At 63.2% G+C, this 14,732-nt stretch carries 13 protein-coding genes and 2 tRNA genes; 6 read left to right on the plus strand and 9 right to left on the minus strand.

Features of this window, described 5'->3' with window-relative positions; translation table 11 throughout:
- Positions 1 to 143: 143 nt before the first annotated feature.
- Positions 144 to 1,808, minus strand: a complete 1,665-nt coding sequence (locus NKI99_RS08535) for an ABC transporter substrate-binding protein (protein ID WP_023810293.1) — start codon at positions 1,806 to 1,808, stop codon at positions 144 to 146.
- A gap of 289 nt (positions 1,809 to 2,097) precedes the next feature.
- Here NKI99_RS08535 and NKI99_RS08540 point away from each other — a divergent pair, with 289 nt between their 5' ends.
- From NKI99_RS08540 to rbsK, 3 genes are read left to right on the plus strand one after another with little or no spacing between them, the layout of a single operon-like run.
- Positions 2,098 to 3,156 carry an ABC transporter ATP-binding protein gene (locus NKI99_RS08540; RefSeq protein ID WP_023810294.1) on the plus strand — a complete coding sequence of 353 codons (1,059 nt, stop codon included), beginning with the start codon at positions 2,098 to 2,100 and terminating at the stop codon, positions 3,154 to 3,156.
- A 21-nt stretch (positions 3,157 to 3,177) separates the two neighbouring features.
- Complete coding sequence (locus NKI99_RS08545) at positions 3,178 to 3,630, plus strand: RbsD/FucU family protein (RefSeq protein WP_023810295.1); 453 nt, start codon at positions 3,178 to 3,180, stop codon at positions 3,628 to 3,630.
- A 4-nt stretch (positions 3,631 to 3,634) separates the two neighbouring features.
- Positions 3,635 to 4,579 carry a ribokinase gene (gene rbsK, locus NKI99_RS08550; RefSeq protein ID WP_128305441.1) on the plus strand — a complete coding sequence of 315 codons (945 nt, stop codon included), beginning with the start codon at positions 3,635 to 3,637 and terminating at the stop codon, positions 4,577 to 4,579.
- 128 nt (positions 4,580 to 4,707) lie between these two features.
- Here rbsK and NKI99_RS08555 read toward each other — a convergent pair.
- Positions 4,708 to 4,784, minus strand: a tRNA-Asp gene (locus NKI99_RS08555).
- Between the two features lie 216 nt (positions 4,785 to 5,000).
- Between NKI99_RS08555 and NKI99_RS08560 the strand changes: the two genes are divergently transcribed.
- A tRNA-Val gene (locus NKI99_RS08560) sits at positions 5,001 to 5,076 on the plus strand.
- Between the two features lie 61 nt (positions 5,077 to 5,137).
- Here the strand turns inward: NKI99_RS08560 and NKI99_RS08565 are convergent.
- From NKI99_RS08565 to NKI99_RS08585, 5 genes are all read right to left on the minus strand, one after another.
- Positions 5,138 to 5,908, minus strand: coding sequence for an SDR family oxidoreductase (locus tag NKI99_RS08565; protein WP_128305440.1), 771 nt, complete (start codon positions 5,906 to 5,908; stop codon positions 5,138 to 5,140).
- A gap of 13 nt (positions 5,909 to 5,921) precedes the next feature.
- Positions 5,922 to 6,917: an ABC transporter permease gene (locus NKI99_RS08570; protein ID WP_128305439.1), complete on the minus strand. Its 996-nt coding sequence runs from the start codon at positions 6,915 to 6,917 to the stop codon at positions 5,922 to 5,924.
- A gap of 144 nt (positions 6,918 to 7,061) precedes the next feature.
- A complete protein-coding gene (locus tag NKI99_RS08575; RefSeq protein WP_013532176.1) occupies positions 7,062 to 8,102 on the minus strand; it encodes a sugar ABC transporter substrate-binding protein in 1,041 nt (346 codons plus the stop codon).
- Positions 8,103 to 8,140: 38 nt separating this feature from the next.
- On the minus strand, positions 8,141 to 8,905 hold the full coding sequence (locus tag NKI99_RS08580; RefSeq protein WP_128305438.1) for an ATP-binding cassette domain-containing protein: 765 nt from the start codon (positions 8,903 to 8,905) through the stop codon (positions 8,141 to 8,143).
- A complete protein-coding gene (locus NKI99_RS08585) occupies positions 8,902 to 10,068 on the minus strand; it encodes an ROK family transcriptional regulator (protein ID WP_128305437.1) in 1,167 nt (388 codons plus the stop codon). The genes NKI99_RS08580 and NKI99_RS08585 overlap by 4 nt, the downstream gene beginning before the upstream one ends.
- A gap of 221 nt (positions 10,069 to 10,289) precedes the next feature.
- Here NKI99_RS08585 and NKI99_RS08590 point away from each other — a divergent pair, with 221 nt between their 5' ends.
- Together NKI99_RS08590 and NKI99_RS08595 are read left to right on the plus strand one after the other, a co-directional pair.
- Positions 10,290 to 11,468 carry a M24 family metallopeptidase gene (locus NKI99_RS08590; RefSeq protein WP_128305436.1) on the plus strand — a complete coding sequence of 393 codons (1,179 nt, stop codon included), beginning with the start codon at positions 10,290 to 10,292 and terminating at the stop codon, positions 11,466 to 11,468.
- Positions 11,455 to 12,684, plus strand: a complete 1,230-nt coding sequence (locus tag NKI99_RS08595; protein ID WP_352610545.1) for a M20 metallopeptidase family protein — start codon at positions 11,455 to 11,457, stop codon at positions 12,682 to 12,684. Before NKI99_RS08590 ends, NKI99_RS08595 begins: the two co-directional genes overlap by 14 nt.
- A 49-nt stretch (positions 12,685 to 12,733) precedes the next feature.
- On the opposite strand, the gene NKI99_RS08600 is transcribed toward NKI99_RS08595, so the two are convergent.
- Together NKI99_RS08600 and NKI99_RS08605 are read right to left on the minus strand one after the other, a co-directional pair.
- Positions 12,734 to 14,038: a M23 family metallopeptidase gene (locus tag NKI99_RS08600; RefSeq protein ID WP_128305434.1), complete on the minus strand. Its 1,305-nt coding sequence runs from the start codon at positions 14,036 to 14,038 to the stop codon at positions 12,734 to 12,736.
- Between the two features lie 151 nt (positions 14,039 to 14,189).
- Positions 14,190 to 14,657: a peroxiredoxin gene (locus NKI99_RS08605; RefSeq protein ID WP_128305433.1), complete on the minus strand. Its 468-nt coding sequence runs from the start codon at positions 14,655 to 14,657 to the stop codon at positions 14,190 to 14,192.
- Positions 14,658 to 14,732: the final 75 nt, after the last annotated feature.

The raw sequence follows: 14,732 nt of genomic DNA on the forward strand, positions 1-14,732 counted from the left end.
GTCATGGCCCGGCTCCGCCGGCCTTGTGGTGCGGGTCTTATGTCGCTCCACCAAATAAGCCCGCCGTTTTTACGCGCCGCGCCGCGGTGTTGCGTTTAAAATGGGGGCGGGGGGGCCCGCCCCCCCACGGTTCATAGGCCAGCCTACATGCCGAGCGAAGCTTTGTAGAGCTTGATCTGGTTGTCGCGGCCGATCTGGTCGGTCAGCTTCTCCCAGGCCGCCGCAATGGCGTCGGCGCCTTCCTGCGCCTTCATCTTGCCGGCGAAAGTGTTGGCCAGGATGTCCTCGGCGGCGCTGTAGTACTGGAAGATGCCGGGGATGCGTGGCTCGATCGCCGCGTTCGGATGGTTGTAGCTGTCGGATTCCGACTTGAGGTAGGAGGTGATGAACGCCTCGTCGTAGCCGGCCGCCACCCATTCGGGAATGTCGAAATGCGAGTTGCGGTAAGGCTGGAAGCCCGATGGATACATCGCCGTCCAGATCGACAGGTCCTTGCCGCCGAGATGAGCGGCGGCGGACCATGCCGCCTTCTTCTTCTTTTCGTCGGCATCGACGCGGGCCATGACATAGACGCCCCAGCCGAGATAGGCGCAGTTGGGCGCATAGTTCGGGCCGCTGGCGAGCTTGTCCCAGGCGCCGGTCTTCGCATTGTAGACATCGTCCGAGCCAGGCAGGATCGAGAAGCCGGTGACGTCGCCGACGACGGAAGAGTCGTTGGTCTTGACGTTGGAGCCGACGTCGCCCCACCAGGTGACCATCGAGCCGGTGCCGGCCAGGAACTGCTGGAAGGCGGTCGTGTTCGGATCGGCGTTGATCTGGTCGGCGGGTTCGGACGGCAGCGCGTCGATGACGTCCTGGATGGCGCGCACCCAGGCCGGATTGTTGACGCGCGGCTTCATCGTGTCGGCGTCGAACAGCCAGGCCTTGTCGTCCGGATGCTTGGCATAGGCGCTAGCGCGGCTGCCGAGGAAATAGAAGCCGAAACCACCCCACGCCTTGGGCGCGTCGAGATAGCCAAAGACGTCCTGGTCCTTGAGTTTCTTTCCCTTGAGGAACTTCGTCACCGCCTGGACCTGCTGCCAGGTCTTCGGCACGCCCCATTCACCTTCGCCGCCGCCGTCCTTCCAGGCCTTGGCGAGGTCGGCATCGGTAAACACGTCGGTGCGGTAGTTGAAATTGTGCGCGTCGCCGTCGACGGTCACGCGGTATTGCTTGCCGTCCCAGGTGCCGACCGGCGGCTGCAGATAGGCCACGACGTCCTTCATGTCGATCTGGTCCTTGACCCAATCCGGCATTTCCGAGGTCAGGCCCTTGCCGCAGACATCGCCTTCGAACGGCGCGCCCATCTCGATGATGTCGAAATCGACGGTGCCGGTGGCGATCGACTGCTGCAGGCGGGCGTTGTAGTCGGCCTGCGCCAGGTCGATCCAGTTGATCTTGGCGCCGGTATAGGTCTCCCATGGCTTCAGGAAGCCGCGGAACAGCACATTGTGCAGGTTCTGGTTGTTGAGACCCATGAAGGTCAGCTCGACGCCGGCGAATTCGCCTTCCTTGACGTTGGCCTTGGTCGCCTCGAGGCAGAGTTCACCGACCTTCTGGAAATCGGCGTCCGTCGGCTGGCCTTTGCCGACGCCGGGGATCTGCAGGATTTTGGAGCGCAATTCGCTTGCCGCGGAGGCCGGTCGCGTCAAGGCGCCAAGTCCGGCGCCGGATGCGGCTGCGATCGCGGCCATGCTGGCCGCGCCCTTCAATATGTCGCGCCTTGTGGCGCCGGCACGAACCAGTTTCTCGTAAAGACCCGTTCTCATCGCCTATTTCCTCCCAGAACATCAGTGTGAATAAATCGGCCAACTGTCGGACGCTGGAGCGCCAAGGATGCTCCCCGGTTCGGAAACGAATTAGGCAGGACCCCACCCTGCGTCGATTGAAATTCCCTGCGGATCGGGTACCGACATTTTGACCAGCGCCTGCCACTATTCTCACAACCAAACGCCGTGTCAACGAGAGCGGGTTTTTATCTATAAGAGACCGACTTGCCCTGGCAGGTCGCGTTGGGTAGCTTCTGCGCCTACGGCTAATGGAGCCGATGGGGGAGATATGGCGCAAGTCGCGATCAGCAAGGTGGCCAAGGCCTTTGGAACGGTCAAGGTTCTGCACGAAGTCAGCGTCGATATCGCAGACGGACAGTTCGTGGTGCTGGTTGGCCCTTCGGGTTGCGGCAAGTCCACGTTGCTCAGGATGGTGGCTGGGTTGGAGACCGTCTCCGCCGGCACGATCGCCATCGGCGACCGCGTCGTCAATCATCTGCCGCCGGCCAAGCGCGACATCGCCATGGTGTTCCAGAACTATGCGCTCTATCCGCACAAGACGGTCGAGCAGAACATGGCCTTTGCCCTCAAGCTCAGGAAAACCGATCCGGCCGTGGTCGCCGAGCGGGTCAAGCGCGCCGCCGATATCCTCGACCTCAACCCTTATCTGAAGCGCTATCCCCGCCAGCTTTCCGGCGGCCAGCGCCAGCGCGTGGCCATGGGCCGCGCCATCGTGCGCAATCCGCAAGTGTTCCTGTTCGACGAGCCGCTCTCCAATCTCGACGCCAAGCTGCGCGTGCAGATGCGCACCGAGATCAAGGAGCTGCACCAGCGGCTGAAGACCACTACCATCTACGTCACCCACGACCAGATCGAAGCCATGACCATGGCCGACAAGATCGTCGTCATGCGCGACGGCCGCATCGAGCAGGTCGGCGCGCCGCTCGAACTGTTCGACAGACCGGCCAACCTGTTTGTCGCCGGCTTCATCGGTTCGCCCTCGATGAACCTGCTCAAGGGCGTCATGCGCAAGGGTGCCAGGCCCGGTGTCGACATTGCAGGCACGCTGTTCCCGATTGCACCAGGCAATGCAGCGCAGGATGGCCAGGCTGTCGTCTATGGCGTGCGCCCGGAGCATCTCGAGATCCATCCCGATGGCGTGCCAGCGAAGATTTCGGTGGTCGAGCCGACCGGCTCGGAAACGCTGGTGTTCCTGCGCTTCGGCGACGGCGAGATGGTGGCGCTGTTTCGTGAGCGGCACGACTTCAAGCCCGGCGACACGCTGACCCTGAAGCCCCGGCTCGATCAGATCCACCTTTTCGACGCAGAGACCGGCAAGCGTCTCTGATCCCAACTCACGAGGAATACCATGCTCAAAGGCATCAACCCGCTGCTCAATGCCGACGTGCTGCAGGCATTGCGGGCAATGGGGCATGGCGATGATCTGATCATCGCCGACACCAATTTTCCGTCCGATTCGGTGGCGCGCCAGACGGCGCTCGGCCGCGTGCTGCGCATCGATGCCTCGGCGGCGCAAGTGGTCAAGGCGGTGCTGTCGCTCTACCCGCTCGACACATTCGTCGATGATTCGGCCGCACGCATGGAGATTGTCGGCAAGCCGGACGAGATTCCGCCCGTGCAAAGCGAAGTGCAGAAGGAGGTCGACAACGCCGAGGGCAAGTCGTGGCCGATGATCGCGGTCGAGCGTTATGCTTTCTACGAGCGCGCCAAACAGGCCTATTGCGTGATCCAGACAGGTGAGCGCCGCTTCTACGGCTGCTTCGCCTTCCGCAAGGGCGTCGTGCCGCCGGATGCGGAGTAGCGGCATGGCTTCGGGCAAGCCGGTCGTCATGAAGCCGGTCGTCATCCTGGGTGTGTTCGTCGCCGACACCGCCTACAGGGCGCAGCGGCAGCCGCGCATGGGCGAAACCATCCTCGGCACATCCTTCACGCTGGGGCCGGGCGGCAAGGGCTCGAACCAGGCCGTGGCCGCCGGGAAGCTCGGCGCCGACGTCACCTTCCTCACCCGCCTCGGCGTCGATCCCTTCGCCGACATGGCCAGGCAGACCTGGGCGCAGGCGGGCGTCAAGAATGCCGTCATCGACACGCCGGAAAGCTACACCGGTGCCGCCTACATCTTCGTCGAGGAGACCACCGGCAACAACGCCATCATCGTCAGCCCCGGTGCCGCCATGCTGATCTCACCAGCCGACATCGAAGCCAATGCCGGGCTGATCAGCGGTGCCGGCGTCTTCGTCACCCAGCTCGAACAGCCGATCGAAGCAGCCATGCGGGCGCTGGAGATCGCGCGTGGGGCAGGGGTGACGACGATCCTCAACCCGGCGCCTGCGGCAAAGCTTCCCGACCGCATCTACAGGCTGTGCGACTACCTCACGCCCAATGAGACGGAGACGGAGGAATTGACCGGGATGAAGGTATCCTCAGTCGACGAGGCGCGAGCCGCCGCGGACAAGCTGCTCGAAAAGGGTGTCGGCACGGTCATCGTCACGCTGGGTGACAAGGGCGCGCTTTTGCATTCGAAGGAGCGTTCCGACCATGTTCCCGCCGTCAGTGCGGGCGCCGTGGTCGAGACCACCGGGGCAGGCGATGCCTTCAATGGTGGTCTTGCCGCGGCGTTGTCGCGGGGCGTGGAGCCGTTGCAGGCGGTGCGCTTTGCTTGCGCCGTCGCCGGTATCTCCGTGACGCGACCGGGGACTGCACCGTCGATGCCGACGTTGCAGGAGGTCGAGGCACTACTGGGGAGGGGGTGATCTTGCGGGGCAGACGTAGGCACGGGCCGAAAGGACCTGAGTGACCTCAGGTCTCTTGCAAGACAATATTTTTGACAATCAATGTCGACATTTCTCTGAAGCCAAGAGCTTGATACCCTTGAGAGAAATGGCGCGAGTGACGGGGCTCGAACCCGCGACCTCCGGCGTGACAGGCCGGCACTCTAACCAACTGAGCTACACCCGCGCATGGCGAACACGTGTCAGCCGTGTTCGTCGTTGGGGCGCTGGATAAGGGGTTCGCCACCGGGTGTCAAGCGCGACAGGACAGCATAACAGCAAACAGGAGAAGGTTTTTTGACAGCCGGCGTTTTGTTGGCAAAACCGGCATCCAACCAGGGCGTCCTGCATTCATTTGGCCTTGCGAAGCGGACCCTGACCGCTTAAAGGTCCGGCCCGGAGCGGGCGATTAGCTCAGTTGGTAGAGCGCTTCGTTTACACCGAAGATGTCGGCGGTTCGAGCCCGTCATCGCCCACCATTCCATAGTCCATTCCAACTGTTCCCAGACACGGAACCGAGTCGTCTGGTTCGTGCTGCACTCACGGTGGCAACAGTCGAAAATCATTGCCCTCCGGCAGCAACTGCCCGCCATCGACGACAATGGTCGTGCCGGTGATGTAGCTGGCATCGTCGGAGGCGAGGAACAGGAAGGCGTTGGCGACGTCGCGTGGGCTGCCGAGGCGGCCGAGCGGAATGGAGTCCTCCATGTTCTTGATGTAAGCCGCGCCGCGATGCAGCTCGATGGCTTCGGTCAGGATGTTGCCGGGCTCGACGCCGTTGACGGTGATGCCGTAGCCGGAGAATTCCAGTGCGGCGGCGCGGATGAAGCCGTTGATGCCGGCCTTGCTGGCCGAATAGTGGCCATGGCCCGGGCTGGTGACATGCGGGCCGGTAATGGACGAGGTGTAGAGCATGCGGCCGAAGCCTTGCGCCTTCATCGGCACCAGGGCCGCGCGGCTGGCATTGAAGGTGCCGCGCAGATTGACCGCCATGACGCGGTCCCAGTCGTCGCCGCTGGTGTTTTCGATCAGCTGCCAGGGATAGATGCCGGCATTCTGCACGATGACGTCGAGGCGGCCATGGAGTTTGAGCGCCAGCGCCACGGCGGCCTCGGCGTCGCTCATTTGCGAGATGTCGGTGCGGATGAAGGGGACGCCCAACTCGCCAGCGGTGGCTTGCCCGGCCTCGACCTCGGTGTCGGCGAGCACCAGCCTCGCGCCTTCCTCGGCAAAGCGTAGCGCGATGCCCTTGCCGATGCCGCGGGCACTGCCGATGATCAGCGCTACCTTGTCTTGTAACCGATTGGTCATGCGAGCCGTCCTGTCATGCGAGTCTTTGGCGGATGGTTTGCTTGAAGGCGTCGAGCAGCACGGCCGCCAGCACCAGCAGGCCGTGGATCACCTGGGTGAAATTGGCCGGCAGGCCCATCAAATTGATCGCCGTGTTGATGGCCGAGAGCAAAAGCACGCCGGCATAGACGCCGGGCAGGGTGCCGACACCGCCCTTCAAGCTGACGCCGCCGATGACGACCGCGGCGAACGCGTTGAACAGCAGGCCGACGCCGAGATTGGCGGTGGCGCCCGACGTGCGGATCGCCAGCAGCCAGCCGGCGAGGCCGGCGATGGCGCCGGCGAGAACAAAGGCGATGATGAGATTGCGGTTGACGCGGATGCCGGCGCGGAAGGTCGCCGTCTCGTTGCCGCCGATCATCACCAGATGCCGGCCGAACGGCGTCTTGGCCATGATCAGCGAAAAGACGACGAAGCAGCCAACCGCGATCCAGGCGGTCAGCGGCAAGCCGATCAGGCGCTGGATGCCGAACCAGCGGATGGCCGGCGCCAGGTCCTGTGCCGAGCGGCCGCCCGAAATCACCAGCACGAGGCCACGCACCCAGATGTAGGACGCCAGCGTGATGATGAAGGCGCTCATCTTCACCTTGACCACCAGATAGCCGTTGAAGGCGCCGATGAGGCCACCGACGGCCAGCGCCAGCAGCAGCGAAACCGGAACCATCAGCCATTCGGGATGCAATTGCACGCCCATGCCGATGCCCGACGAGCAGAATAGGATGCCGACCGCCATGGCGCTGAGCGCTGCGACGGATTCGACCGACAAATCCATGTGGCCGGCGATGATCACCAGCGCCAGGCCGATCGACATGACGCCGAGCACGCTGGAAGCCTCGATGATGTTGGCGAAAATGCCGAGCTGAAAGTAGTTCGGGACGAAGATGGAGAAGACCACCAGCACGAACAGCAGCATGAACCAGACGAGGTTGTCGAGTACGAACTCCAGGGCTTTGCGTGTGCGCGGGTTCATGGGCTGATCCGGTTGGCGCCCCGCGAAATCAACTCGATTTCGTCGGGTTAAGGCGCGGATTCAAATTCGCCACGGCATCCTTTCGGACGCGGCGGTGTGAAGGGGCAGGCTCCGGGCCGTTACGGCCCGGAGCGCTTTCAATGACTATTCGACCGACTTGACGGTGTCCGTCGGCGGCTTCTGGTTGCCCCAGAAGGCCGGATTGTCGACGTTTTCCTTGGTGATGGCGGCACCGGGGATCTTGATGTTCGGACCCCAGGCTTCCTTGGTCACGGTCGATTTCAAGCCGAGCACGTCGTATTCACCGGGCTTGATCTCCTGCTTCTTGACGATCTTGTCCATGAACATGGCGACAGCCGCGGCCTGCGCGTAGAGCGGCTGCTCGATTTCGGCGTTGAGCCAGCCCTTGCGGATCAGGTCGAGGCCGACCGGAGCGCCGTTCGAGCTCATCAGCATGACGTCGCCCGGCTTCTTGCCGGCTGCCTCGAGCGAGGCGACGGCGGCGACCGAAAGGTGCGCGGCATGGCTGAAGATCAGGTCGATGTCGGGGTTTGCCAACATCTGGTCGGCAACGATTGTGCCGGCATTGCTGGCTTCCCATTGCATGGCCGGAAGCGAGATGATCTTGACGTCCGGAAACGCCTTCATCTTCTCCTCGAAGCCCTTCTGGATGTCGAGCGTATAGGGATCGCCGGGATCGCCGAGCACCTGCAGAACCTTGCCCTTCACCGAGCCGTTCTTGGCTTTCAGCAGCTTCTCGGCCTGGTCCGCGGCGACGTAGCCGATCTCGACCGTTCCGGCGACAGAGGTGAAGTCGGATGGCGTCGAGGTGATCTGGCGGTCGAACTCGACCACCGGGATGCCGGCGGCGCGGGCTGCCTCGATCGACGGTTTCAGTGCATTGAAGTCAACTGCCGCCAGGATGATGGCCGCCGGCTTCAGCGCGATGACATCGTTCATCTGCGATTGCTGGGCGTCGGTCTTGTTGTCGGCGTTCAGCGTCTTCATCTCGTAGCCGGTCTGCTTCAGGAACAGTTCCAGCGCGCTCACCGAGCCGGTCTGAAACTCGTCCAGCAGGGTCGGCACCATATAGTAGACGATACCCTTGGACTGGGCGAATGCCGGCGTGAGCGTGGCAAAGGCCAGTGCAAGGATACCGAAGACAGCAAGAAGTATTCGCTTCATGTCGTTCGCTCCTCTTAAGCCGGACCCCTCTTTGTCCCTCAGCCTGTCGGTCCGGCACCGGCAAGCGTCTCACCGGTGATCATGTTGATCACCGCATCGGGACTTGTTTTATTGCGTGCGACATCGCCGGCCACGACGCCTTGGCGGATCACCACGATCCGGTCGGCGACCTGAAAAGCCTGCTGCATGATATGGGTGATGATGACGACGCCGATGCCCTGGTTCGCCACCTGGCGGATCATGTCGAGGCCGCGCCGCGTCTGTTCGACCCCGAGCGCTGCGAACGGTTCGTCTAGCAGCACCAGCTTGCCGCCCCAATGCACGAACCGGTTGAGCTCGATGGCTTGCCGCTGGCCGCCCGAAAGGTGCTCGACATTGGCGCGCAGCGAGGGAATGCGGGTGCCGGCACTGGCCAGCGCCTTTCCGACGACGGCTTCCATGGCGCGCTCGTCGAGCACGGGAATGCCGAAAACCTGTCTGGTGATTTCGCGGCCCATGAAGAAATTGGCGACCACGTCGACATTGGTGCACAGCGACAGGTCCTGGTAGACGGTCTCGATGCCGGCTGCCTTGGCCTCTGCGGGCGACCGGGCAAGGAACTCCTTGCCCTCGAACAGCATTCGGCCGGAGGTCGGCTCCAGTCCGCCGGCGATAATCTTGACCAGTGTCGATTTGCCGGCGCCGTTGTCGCCCAGCAGCGCCACGACCTCGCCCTTGCCGATCGAGAAGCTGATGCCCTTGAGCGCTTCGATCGCGCCATAGTTCTTGGTGACGTTGTCGAGCACCAGCAGGGGTTCACTCATGCCGCAATCTCCCTGCCTTTGAGAAGGTCGCGCTCGCGTTCGCGTTCGGCCGCGAACATCTGCCCGAAGCGAGGTGACAGCACCCCGGAAACCGCAAGGGCGGCGGCGCCGCGCAGCACGGAATGCTGCCCGCCGCGTGCGACCACAACCCTGGGCGTCGTGCGGTCCTTGCGAGCCGAGACGGAGTTGTGCAGGCCTCCGGCCGAACCAGCCAGCATTTCGAGCAGGTCGGCGGACGCCAGCCCGCCGAGGATGACCGTCTCCGGGTCGAACAGGTTCTCGATGACGGCGACGGCGTTGTGAAAGATCGGTGCGACTTCGGCGACCCAATCCGCCTCGCTGCCGTTCCAGCGCCGGAGCGCCTCGAGCGACAAATATCTTTCGAGACAGCCGCTGTTGCCGCACGGGCAAGCCTCGCCGCCCGGAATAACGGGAATGTGCCCGATCTCGCCGGCATTTCCCCAGGCGCCGCGCAAGGCGCTGCCATCATGAACCATGACGCCGCCAAGGCCGACGCCGAAATAGAGATAGTAATATTCGGAAAACTGGGCGCCGAGGCCGTAGAGGCGCTCGCCCATGGCGGCTGCTGCCATATCGGTTTCAAAGAAGGCCGGCAATCCGGTGGAGGCCGCCAGCCGTTCGCGCAGCGCTACATCCTTCCAGCCGGTCATGGTGGTCGGCCCCACGAAACTCATGGACTCCACGTCGAATGGGCCGGGCAGGGCCATGCCGACGCCCAGCACCCGTCCGCCAGCCCGTAGTCTGGTCAATTCCACCACCATCGCCCCGATCAGCTCGAAGGCGTGGTCCGGCGTCGCATTTGGCGCCTCGCGGTAGATGCTCTCGATCACGTCGCCGCTCAGATTGATCAAGGCGGCGCTGATACCAAGCGGAGTGATGTGGATGCCGACGGCATAGCCCCCATCGGGGTTGATCCGGAGCGTCGCTGGCGGCAGGCCGCGCCCCTTCGGCTCTTCGCGCAGCGACAGGATGTAGCCCTGATCTTCCAGTTCGCGAACGATGGTCGACACCGTCTGGACGGTGAGGCCGACGCGCCGGGCGATCTCGCCGCGGGCGATCGGTCCATGCAGGCGGATGGACTCAAGCACGATGCGCCGGTTGTACGGCCGCCCGAACTCCTGATTGGTCCCCCGCAGTGCCATGATTGCGCCCCTTAGGAGAGCGCAGCTTTGCATTGCTTATTTATTCAGTCAAATGGAATTCAAAAATAAATTCACGACGAAGTTTTCCAGGGAAGGCCTTCGAGGACGTATTCGGTTCAGGACCTGCTCACACGCCGCCCTGGCTGATTGCCGCCATGTCGAAACCGTTTCAAAGGTGGGCGAACCCCGCGACCGTTGATCCGACAAAGCATGGAGCAAAGATGATCGAATTGCCGTTTGCCCGCGACGAGTACCAGCAGCGGCTACGAAAAATCCGCACCGAGATGGCCAAGCGCGGTCTCGAGCTCCTTGTTGTCAACGACGTTGCCAACCAGCATTACATCACCGGCTATGATGGCTGGTCGTTCTATACGCCCCAGGTCGTGCTCGTGCCAATCGAAGAGGTCGAGCCGGTCTGGATCGGGCGCGCCATGGATGCGGCCGGCGGTCTTCTGACAGCCTGGATGAAGCCGGAAAACGTGGTTGGCTTCCCGGAAGACCATGTTCAGCGCGTCGATCGCCATCCGATGGACTGGATCGCAAACTGGATCGTCGCCAGGGGCTGGGGGAGCAGACATATCGGCATCGAACTCGAAGCCTATTATTTCTCCCCCAAGGCGCACGCCCGGCTTGTCGCCGGACTTCCCAACGCAAAATGGCACGATGCCGACCTGCTGGTGAACTGGATCCGCGCGGTCAAATCGGCGCCCGAGATCGCGTATTTGCGCAAGGCATCGACCCTGGCCGAAGCGGCCGTCACGCGGGCCTTCGAGGTGATTGCGCCGGGTGTTCGCGAATGCGATGCCATCGCCGCCATCCAGGCGGCGCAGATTGCGGGCAGCCCGGATTTTGCCGGCGACATCACCGCGCTTCCACCGACAATCCTCGGTGGCGAGAATGCCTCGGCGCCGCACATCATGTGGAGCGACAGGCGGTTCGGGGAAAACGAGACGATCGCGCTGGAACTTGCCGGCGTCTGCCGCCGCTATGCCGCCGGCCTCGCCAGGACCATGCAGCTTGGCAAGACGCCGACAAATGTTTCGGACACGGCAAAAGCGGTGATCGAGGGCATGGATGCGGTGCTCGACGCGGTCAGGCCGGGAACATCAGCCGAAGCCGTCGAAGCCGCCTGGCGCAAGGTCATCCAGCGCTACGGACTGAAGAAGGAATCGCGCATCGGCTACTCCATCGGGGTTGCCTATCCGCCGGATTGGGGCGAGCACACGATCAGCCTCAGGCCGGGCGACAAGACCGTGCTTGAACCGGGCAATGTCGTTCATTCCATCCTCGGCATGTGGATGGACGGCTGGGGCATCGAGATCAGCGAGACCATCCTGGTCACCGAAACCGGCCATGAGACCCTGACGAAGTTCCCGCGAGAGATCCATGTCAAATCCTGAGGGTTCGGCCACGGCGGGTGGTGTTGCGAAAACCGTGACGACCGATATCGCCGCCGGAATTCTCGATCGGATGATCGAGGTCCGCCGCCATCTGCACCGCAATCCCGAGCTCTCGAACCAAGAGGCCGGCACGCAGCGTTATCTCAGGCAGATGCTGGTGGATCAGGGGATTGCCGACATTCGCGACGTCGCCGGCTTTGGCCTTGCCGTCGATATTGTCGGCACCGGCAAGCCGTCAAATCGAAAGGTCGCCATTCGCGCCGACATCGATGCCTTGCCGATCGAGGAGGAGTCCGGCGTCGATTATGCATCGACGAATCCAGGCGTGATGCATGCCTGCGGCCACGACGCCCATGCATCGATGGCTTTCGCGGTCGCCGCGCATCTTCACCAGTCGCGGGACAGTTTTGGCGGCACCGTTCGCCTGATCTTCCAGCCGGCGGAGGAGGACGAACCGTCGGGCGGCAGGCGGGTGGTGGAAGAGGGGCTTCTCGACGATATCGACGCCGCCATCTGCGTCCACGTCGATCCGTACACACCGACCGGCAAGATCGCCGTCGGCTCCGGTCCCTACACTCTGGCCTGCGACACTTTCGATGTGGTCGTCATCGGCTCGGCGGCGCACGCGGCAAAACCGCATGAGGGTGTCGATGCGTTGGCCGTGGCTTGCTCCCTGGTGAGCGAATTGCAGAAGATCGTTTCGCGCGAGATCGACCCGTACGATCCGCTGGTGATTTCCGTGACGGCCATCAACGGCGGCAACGCCTACAATGTCACCGCCGGCAAGGTCACGTTGAAAGGCACCATCCGAAGCGGCAGCGACGCCACCCGCGAGCGGGCCTGGCACCGCGTTCGTACGATAGCCGATGGGGTAGCGACAAGCCACGGCGCGCGTGTCGAGGTCGACATCCACAAGGGCGAACCTGGTGTCGTCAACGATGTCGAGATGACCGAGCTGATTGCCGCCAGCGCCAAGGCCTGCATCGGTGCCGACAACGTCCTCAAAACGCCCGGATGGACGATCGCGGACGACTTTGGCTACTACAGCGAGAAACGCCCGTCGGTCTATTTTCGGCTGGGAATCCGCAACGAGGAGATCGGATCGGTGTTTCCGCTCCACCATGCCCGGTTTCGTGTCGACGAGGCCGCGCTGAAGGTCGGCGCGGCCACCCTGGTTGCGGCAGCGACGGCGTTTCTGTCGACGGGAGCGCCTTAGTCAGCCATCATGATGGTCATCGGCGCATGGGGCAGGAGCCCAGGATCGCTTACAGATACTGGGCGACCTTCTTGCCGACCGTGAGGAAGCGCAAGGGATCGATCGCTTCGCCATTGTGGCGGACTTCGTAGTGCAGATGCGGGCCGGTCGAGCGGCCGCTGCTGCCGGTCTTGCCGATGACGGCGCCGGCGTCCAGTTTCTCGCCAACGGTCACGTCGATCTCGCTGAGATGCCCGTAACGTGTCGCAAAACCATTGCCGTGGTCGACTTCCACCATGCGGCCATAGCCGCCGTTCCAGCCGGCCTTGGTGACGGTGCCGGGCGCGGTGACCTTGGCGGCCATGCCGATCGGCGCCCTGAAATCCATGCCGGAATGCAGTGCCGCGGTGCCGAGGATCGGGTCGGTGCGCACGCCGAACGGGCTGGTGACGGAGTGGCCCGGCGCGGGGTTGGTCAGCGGCAGCTGGCGCGCTTCCTTCTTGAGATGGTCGAGGGCGTCAAGCGCTTCGTCCAACTCCTTGACCTTGCTGTCGAACATCATCGAACTGTCGACCGGAATGAGCGGTCCGCCGACATCGCTGTCGCCCTTGCCGAAGTCGCTGTCGACGGGCAGTCCGGCCGCCTCGAGCGCCTGGGTGATGGCATCGGCGCTCTTGTAGGCATTGTCGGCAAGCGTGCTGATGCGGGTCAGTTGATCGCTCTCGATGGATCTCAGCGATTGGTTGATCGAAACGAAGAGCTTGTCGGCACGATCGGCGGCTGAAGCGCTAGGCAGCGGATCGGAGCGGGTCGACCACAGCGAGAACGGCCTTGTGTCGCCGGCGCCGGGATCGGCGCTCAGGCTGGCGACCGCATAATTCGTCGCGGGCTCCTTGATGCTGCCGGTCACTTCGGCGCGTTTGTCCGGCTTCGCAACCGCTGCCGGATATTCGGCCGGCGCTGCGCCGACTTCGCTCTCGGCGCGTTCGAGCAGCGGGCCAAGGCGGCCGTGACGCTGGCTCAGCTGGCTCTGCCGTTCAAGCAGTTCGCTGACCTTGGTTTCCATCAGCTGCTGGTCGAGTAACTGCCGGCTGGTGATGCGGTCGACCTGGGCGCGAAGCGCCGAAATTCGATCTTCATAGGCTTGTTGCATGCGCGCTTGGCGCGCAGTGGTGGCGCCGATCAAATCGTCGCGCAGGACGAGATAGGAGGTGGCCATGAGGTAACCTATGGCAATGGCGGCCAGCGCCGAGCCGATAAAGGCCGCCAGCCACGGCCGGATTGTGAAATGCCTGATCTCGTTGCCCCGGGCGATGATGACCGTATGGGGCTCCTTACGCCTGCCGAAGACTGCGGACTGACCGGTTACGTTCACGGGACCAAGCTTTCGTTTACGACACCACGACAGCTTGACTACACATTATTAAGGTTAACAAAGGCTTGCAGCGCCGACTTGTCCGCAGCGGTTGCCCGCCGGGCGTGCGTAAGGTTGTAAGGGAAACCGGGCCGGCCTCGCCGGCAAAATCTCAAAGCGCACGAACGGCCTCGAGCACCTCTTCCGCATGGCCCTTGACGCGGACCTTGCGCCAAATCCTGGCGATCCGCCCGTCGCGGCCGATCAGGAACGTCGCGCGCTCGACTCCCATATACTTGCGGCCATACATCGATTTCTCGACCCACAGATGGTAGGCCTCGATCACCTTGCGCTCCTCGTCGGCGGCGAGGTCGATGGTCAGATTGTACTTCGACTTGAACTTGTCGTGCTTCTTGACGGGGTCGGGCGACAGGCCGATCACCGCGGCGCCGGCCTTCTCGAACTCCGGCTTCAGCTGCGAGAAGCTGATCGCCTCCTGCGTGCAGCTTGTTGTGTCGTCCTGCGGATAGAAATAGAGCACGATGGGCTTGCCGGACGATGCGGCAAGGCTGACTGATCCGCCGCCGTCCCGCGGCAGGTCGAATTGCGGCGCGAGATCGCCTACGTCGAGGTCAGCCATACCGATGCCCTTGTTTGAGGTTACGCGCGAAGCCACACCGATATAGTGTCGGACGGGGATTCGTCCACGATCGAG

This window comes from Mesorhizobium sp. M0239 (assembly GCF_040321815.1).
Lineage (GTDB): Bacteria > Pseudomonadota > Alphaproteobacteria > Rhizobiales > Rhizobiaceae > Mesorhizobium.

What these genes read in the sequence shown, in the direction of transcription:
- NKI99_RS08575 (WP_013532176.1), bottom strand. Translation starts at nt 8,102, where the DNA reads ATGAAGCGAATACTTCTTGCTGTCTTCGGTATCCTTGCACTGGCCTTT.
- NKI99_RS08540 (WP_023810294.1), top strand. Translation starts at nt 2,098, where the DNA reads ATGGCGCAAGTCGCGATCAGCAAGGTGGCCAAGGCCTTTGGAACGGTC.
- NKI99_RS08605 (WP_128305433.1), bottom strand. Translation starts at nt 14,657, where the DNA reads ATGGCTGACCTCGACGTAGGCGATCTCGCGCCGCAATTCGACCTGCCG.
- NKI99_RS08595 (WP_352610545.1), top strand. Translation starts at nt 11,455, where the DNA reads ATGTCAAATCCTGAGGGTTCGGCCACGGCGGGTGGTGTTGCGAAAACC.
- NKI99_RS08565 (WP_128305440.1), bottom strand. Translation starts at nt 5,908, where the DNA reads ATGACCAATCGGTTACAAGACAAGGTAGCGCTGATCATCGGCAGTGCC.
- NKI99_RS08570 (WP_128305439.1), bottom strand. Translation starts at nt 6,917, where the DNA reads ATGAACCCGCGCACACGCAAAGCCCTGGAGTTCGTACTCGACAACCTC.
- NKI99_RS08585 (WP_128305437.1), bottom strand. Translation starts at nt 10,068, where the DNA reads ATGGCACTGCGGGGGACCAATCAGGAGTTCGGGCGGCCGTACAACCGG.
- rbsK (WP_128305441.1), top strand. Translation starts at nt 3,635, where the DNA reads ATGGCTTCGGGCAAGCCGGTCGTCATGAAGCCGGTCGTCATCCTGGGT.
- NKI99_RS08535 (WP_023810293.1), bottom strand. Translation starts at nt 1,808, where the DNA reads ATGAGAACGGGTCTTTACGAGAAACTGGTTCGTGCCGGCGCCACAAGG.
- NKI99_RS08580 (WP_128305438.1), bottom strand. Translation starts at nt 8,905, where the DNA reads ATGAGTGAACCCCTGCTGGTGCTCGACAACGTCACCAAGAACTATGGC.
- NKI99_RS08545 (WP_023810295.1), top strand. Translation starts at nt 3,178, where the DNA reads ATGCTCAAAGGCATCAACCCGCTGCTCAATGCCGACGTGCTGCAGGCA.
- NKI99_RS08590 (WP_128305436.1), top strand. Translation starts at nt 10,290, where the DNA reads ATGATCGAATTGCCGTTTGCCCGCGACGAGTACCAGCAGCGGCTACGA.